This is a genomic window from Streptococcus pluranimalium (assembly GCF_047785745.1).
GTDB classification, from domain to species: domain Bacteria; phylum Bacillota; class Bacilli; order Lactobacillales; family Streptococcaceae; genus Streptococcus; species Streptococcus pluranimalium_B.
The window spans coordinates 1-4,908 of the sequence record NZ_JBLOJT010000119.1 but is presented as its reverse complement, the minus strand read 5'-3'; the positions used below and the strand labels follow the sequence as shown (position 1 = coordinate 4,908).

General features: G+C 32.6%; 8 protein-coding genes. 7 read left to right on the top strand and 1 reads right to left on the bottom strand.

Annotated elements, in window-relative coordinates; all coding sequences use genetic code 11:
• Positions 1-402: LytTR family DNA-binding domain-containing protein (locus tag ACMZ6U_RS09340; RefSeq protein ID WP_416108184.1), on the top strand; the 402-nt coding region annotated here is incomplete at its 5' end.
• On the top strand, positions 402-1,766 hold the full coding sequence (locus ACMZ6U_RS09335) for a sensor histidine kinase (RefSeq protein ID WP_416108182.1): 1,365 nt from the start codon (positions 402-404) through the stop codon (positions 1,764-1,766). The genes ACMZ6U_RS09340 and ACMZ6U_RS09335, both read left to right, overlap by 1 nt.
• Positions 1,767-1,799: 33 nt before the next feature.
• Here the strand turns inward: ACMZ6U_RS09335 and ACMZ6U_RS09330 are convergent, their stop codons facing one another.
• Entirely contained in the window at positions 1,800-1,946 is a 147-nt protein-coding gene (locus tag ACMZ6U_RS09330) for a bacteriocin (protein WP_416108180.1), read from the bottom strand.
• A gap of 220 nt (positions 1,947-2,166) precedes the next feature.
• Between ACMZ6U_RS09330 and ACMZ6U_RS09325 the strand changes: the two genes are divergently transcribed.
• From ACMZ6U_RS09325 to ACMZ6U_RS09305, 5 genes are all read left to right on the top strand, one after another.
• Complete coding sequence (locus ACMZ6U_RS09325; protein WP_416108178.1) at positions 2,167-2,352, top strand: hypothetical protein; 186 nt, start codon at positions 2,167-2,169, stop codon at positions 2,350-2,352.
• A 34-nt stretch (positions 2,353-2,386) separates the two neighbouring features.
• Positions 2,387-3,046 (top strand): lysostaphin resistance A-like protein, encoded by a 660-nt coding sequence (locus ACMZ6U_RS09320; protein WP_416108176.1) that lies wholly within the window; start codon positions 2,387-2,389, stop codon positions 3,044-3,046.
• A 223-nt stretch (positions 3,047-3,269) separates the two neighbouring features.
• Entirely contained in the window at positions 3,270-3,395 is a 126-nt protein-coding gene (locus tag ACMZ6U_RS09315; RefSeq protein ID WP_212752809.1) for a bacteriocin class II family protein, read from the top strand.
• Between the two features lie 156 nt (positions 3,396-3,551).
• Complete coding sequence (locus tag ACMZ6U_RS09310) at positions 3,552-4,082, top strand: lysostaphin resistance A-like protein (RefSeq protein ID WP_416108174.1); 531 nt, start codon at positions 3,552-3,554, stop codon at positions 4,080-4,082.
• Between the two features lie 137 nt (positions 4,083-4,219).
• Complete coding sequence (locus ACMZ6U_RS09305) at positions 4,220-4,444, top strand: Blp family class II bacteriocin (RefSeq protein WP_416108172.1); 225 nt, start codon at positions 4,220-4,222, stop codon at positions 4,442-4,444.
• Positions 4,445-4,908: the final 464 nt, after the last annotated feature.

Below are 4,908 nucleotides of genomic sequence, written 5' to 3'. Positions count from 1 at the left end.
TTAGATACTCTTGAATTTGAACAGCGTATTGAAGATAATATTTTATATACACAAACTAGAGATAGTAAAACAGTAGCAGAAGATTCTTTTTATTTTGAATCAAAATATAACCAAATTCAGTATCCTTTTAATGATCTACTCTATATAGAGACATCTCCACGCCCCCACCGTGTCATTCTTCATACAGTTATTGATCGAATGGAATTTACAGCCAGTTTATCAGAGGTTCTAAAGCAGGATAAGCGCTTATTACAATGCCATAGGTCATACGCTGTTAATCCGTCGAATGTTATAAAGGTTGATAGACATGAACGAGTTGTTTATTTAAAAGATGGCTCAACCTGTCTGGTAGCAAGACATAAATTAAACCTTTTACTGAAAGCTATAAATGAATTACATTGATGGGAGAAGTAATGCATGTAATCTCTGATTTAATAAGTGTTATATTAAGAATAGGGGTCGATGTTGCCTTATTTTCTATCATTTCTGGAAGGAAATTTACTATAAAAGATGGTCCGTTAATTTTCCTAATTTATATACTACTTCCAACTATTTTAACTTTTTTAGAACACTATTACTTGATTAAATTTTACGTTCTAGATTATCTATTAGAGCCATTCAGAATCAGTCTTTTATCATTCATCTATATTAGAGATCAACCAAAGTCACTGATCCTTTTTTATAGCCTTTTATCAGTCACATTACAAAATCTATTTTACCGATTTCATTCTTTTTTTCTCTTTCCAGTTTTGGGTTGGGAAAATAGTAAGCTAGAAATAACTTATGTTTGGATATTGTTTTATTTTATCTCTTCTATAGGAGTCATTTGGTTTATTCGCTGGTCTGGATATGACTATAAACAGTTAAGAGATAGACCTCTGGATTTCAAAGAAAAGAGACTTCTTCGTTTTGCTAATACAAATGCTATTCTTTATTTTTTAAGTATTGAGTCACTAACTTACCAAGAATTTGATTTGAAAATAGATACACTCAATTTTCGAAAGTTACTTGTTATTGTTGAGTTGCTTATTTTCATAGGAATTATTAACCAGCTTGATAGACGATTAAAAATACGATATCAAGAACAGATAAAATTTCAACAAGAGTTACAATTAAAAGATATGGAAAATTATAATAAGCAGATTGAGGGGCTTTATAAAGAAGTTTGTAGTTTCCGTCATGATTATTCCAACATTTTGGCTACTTTGAAGCTGGGAATTGAAAGTAGAGATATTGATCTAATCGAGAATGTCTATCAATCCGTATTGAAAGATTCTAATAAAACATTAAAAGGAAATAAATTTGATGTTGGTAGACTAGCGAATATTGATAATTCGGCTCTTAAAAGTCTTTTGGCTGCTAAATTTAGCCAAGCTACTGCAGCTGGAATAGATGTTGGATTAGAGATTCCTGAAGTGATTAAACCTCAGGGAATTGATTTGATAGATTTGGTTACGATTGTTTCTATCCTATGTGATAATGCCATAGAAGCAGCTCAGGAAACGGAAACTCCAGAGATAAAGATTGCTTACTTAGCTTTTGAAAGTTATCAATTGTTTGTGATTGAAAATTCTAGTCCAGAATTAGTCGTTTCTATTAATCACCTTTATGAATATGGTTTTAGTTCAAAAGCATCTGGCAGGGGAATTGGTCTACATAATGTTATGAGTATTATGAATCGTTATCCCAATGTCTCCATAAAGACTCAAAATAATGGTCATATATTTTCACAAATTTTGGAAATAGATACAATAAAAGACATCTAATGGCTAAAAATTTAGATGTCTTTTATTAAGTAATTAGGGAAGAATATTTTTAGTTGGTTTCAATTTCTCAATTAGAGTTGTAAACCAGTTAGCCCCACCACTGATGTTTTCGAGATCCTGATTTGTTAAAGGTTGAAAATGGTCTAAAACTTTTCGATGTTCATTTAACTGTTTATTCATATTACTATTTCTCCTTTTTTATAATAGTTATAGTATAAACTATTTTACAAAATTTTTTGTCCTATTTCCTAAACAGTCATCGAAACGTCCTGAATGGTAAAACAATGACCATTCAGGACGTTTCAATGACCATTTGGGATTTGGCTGTCTTTTTTATTCGAAAAGAGGCTATACTAAGGACGTGGTTGCAACCCAGAAAATGACATAAGGAGAAGTGATTATGGATTCAAAGGCAATGTTTATTTTCCAAGAAATAATAGAAGGCCAGTTGATAGATATAAAAGCTGGTGCAAGTTATCATAACTATCCTGCACCCTGGTATGCAAAGAGTAACACGCCACCATCGGGTTATTATGATATGTGGGATGTTTATCAACCATGGAAGCCTATTCGCATAGGTTTTTAGATGGTATTTTCTCTGTTTAAAAAGGGATAATGGTATGGAGATAAAAGCTGATAAAAAGGTATTCTACCTCATTTACTTACTGATTAGTATAGCCTTGTATTGTTTGCCCAATTTTATTTTTGCGGAGCGATTCTATATTATTAAGTACCTGGGGATAAGGGTCTATGATTTAGCCTTGCCAAGTCTTTTATGGGTTTGTCGCATTATTTTTGTCATTGTGACCTATTTTTGGGGACTTAGGATAGAACTCTTCAAGTCTGAATACACTTTTTCTGTAAAAACAGTTTTGAGATTAGTCATATTAGGTAGTCTTCTTTATCTTTTTAACCTTTTTATGGCTGGTTTGCAGTTTCATTATTTTCCGAACCTTACTAATAGCAATCAGCAAAGTATTTCTTTGTATTATCATATTATGCCTAGTTTCTTTTGGGTAGATAGTGTCGTCTTGGGACCTTACTTTGAGGAGTTGACATTTAGGGGATTAAGTTTTGCTGTTTTTCCAAAATGGTTAGCTATCTTAATAGCTATATTTGGATTTTCCTTGTGGCATACTTTTAGCCTATCTGCATTTTTGTATCTTCCTACCGCACTAACAATGACCATACTTTACTGCAAAACAAAAAATCTTAGAATCCCTATCTTAGTGCATATGATACACAATCTTATCAGTGTCACCATTTTTCTGTCTAGCTAAATGTGACAAAATGGACCATAAAATTTATTTCACAAGAGTCTTCATATTAGAAGAAAGTTACTCTAATAACTCTAGTGACTTGATTCGTCTGAAAAAGTATTTAGAAAGAATCAGGTGGCGATATTACCTAGGTGAAGTTCTTGGTATAGCTTTTATGAAGCCAAAATAAAAAATAAATATGAATTTTTTATAAGATCTATATTTGTTAAAGGAGGAAATAAAAATGAAAAATTATGACGAAATTTCAACAGAAGAATTGCTTAAGATCATTGGTGGTGCTATGGTGCCGTGGCATGATAATGGCATAAAATTATCTCCTGAAAGCTCTATTGATGCTGTTTTAAAATAAGTTAACGTTTCTATGCTAAAAAAATTATCCATTTACCTATTTCCCTTTCTTACCTATTGTGTCTTTCATATACTTTTGTCTCAGTTACAGCTGGCTTGGTGGGATAGGAAACAATTCGATGACAGTTTTTATCTCATGATAAATGCTGTTCTATTAATGAACATTCTAATTATTTACCTATGGCAAAAGAATCTCTTGGGTACTAATCCCTTTGATTTCTCAGGTACTAAATGGTGGCATTTTCTGATAACACTTGGTTTAGGTGGCCTTGTCTTTATCTTTGGTCTCAATAGTTCTAGATGGTTTTCACTGCCAGTGACGACGAATACTAATAGTCTCAATACCCTTTTAGCCTACAGCAATGGTAAGCTTTATTTAGAAGGATTTTTACTTTGGAATGTCCTATTAGGTCCCATTCGAGAGGAATTCTTTCATCGCATGCTGCTGATGGAGACCTATTTTAAAGCATCACCCTATTACCTTGATGTGTTGCTTTCTGCTAGCGTGTTTGCTGCCAGTCACATTCTACCCGCTGGAAATTTTCAAGCTTTCTGGATATATGCTATACCTGGGGCTTTATATGCCATAACTTATCGATTGACTAGAAACATTTATTGGCCAATCCTAATTCATGTCATATGGAATGGCTATGTCTATGTTGATTTGATAAGATTAGTTCTTAGCTAAATGTGAGTTAGGTATATCAGCTATTCTTATTAGGAAAGTTCAACGATCATTCAGGATTTTGGACAATCTTTTTTAAAACAACTGCTATAATGAATTTGTATTCGCGACACACAAGATAAAATAAGGAACTATTTATCATGAATATAATTGAACAATTTGAGATGATGGATGACATGATGCTTTCAAGAGTTGAAGGTGGAGCATGTACCTGGAGTGGTCTAGGTAAGGCTGCTATTGGAACAGGCACTGGAAATGGTTTTCGTTTGGGAATTAGAACGAGAACATGGCAAGGTGTAGTTGCTGGAACAGCAGGGGGAGCTTTAATTGGTGGCGTTGGATATGGAGCAACATGCTGGTGGTGATTTATGGATTTTAAAAGCTTCTTTATAGGATTGATTATTGGTTTTTTACTACCTTTATTAGATAAATTTTTGATCAAAAAAGTAAAAAAAGGGCAATAGCCTCATAATATAATACACAGGAAAAGGACTTTTGTTGACATCTAGTAAATTTGGAGTGATCACAAAGTTAGACAAAACATTTAAGTAAAGGATTTAGTACCATAATATATAGGGCTAAGTCCTTTCCTACCATTTGTCAAGGATATCAAGGTTTTAAACAAAAAATAAGTCAAGACAATAACCTTTGGAATGTTTCTATCTTATTTTTGTCAGTTATTCAGCTATAAAAGTGTACAGAAAAAACAACACCTTATTTTGTTATTTTTTGGATAAGGTGTTACAATGATATAGCATCAACGACTTTAATGATTTTGGGTCGAAGCATAATCGTAAAGTTTGTTATGCGTTATGAGGTAATACATTGT

Coding starts and splice junctions, on each gene's coding strand:
- ACMZ6U_RS09310 (WP_416108174.1), top strand. CDS start 3,552: ATGAACATTCTAATTATTTACCTATGGCAAAAGAATCTCTTGGGTACT.
- ACMZ6U_RS09320 (WP_416108176.1), top strand. CDS start 2,387: ATGGAGATAAAAGCTGATAAAAAGGTATTCTACCTCATTTACTTACTG.
- ACMZ6U_RS09335 (WP_416108182.1), top strand. CDS start 402: ATGGGAGAAGTAATGCATGTAATCTCTGATTTAATAAGTGTTATATTA.
- ACMZ6U_RS09330 (WP_416108180.1), bottom strand. CDS start 1,946: ATGAATAAACAGTTAAATGAACATCGAAAAGTTTTAGACCATTTTCAA.
- ACMZ6U_RS09325 (WP_416108178.1), top strand. CDS start 2,167: ATGGATTCAAAGGCAATGTTTATTTTCCAAGAAATAATAGAAGGCCAG.
- ACMZ6U_RS09305 (WP_416108172.1), top strand. CDS start 4,220: ATGAATATAATTGAACAATTTGAGATGATGGATGACATGATGCTTTCA.
- ACMZ6U_RS09315 (WP_212752809.1), top strand. CDS start 3,270: ATGAAAAATTATGACGAAATTTCAACAGAAGAATTGCTTAAGATCATT.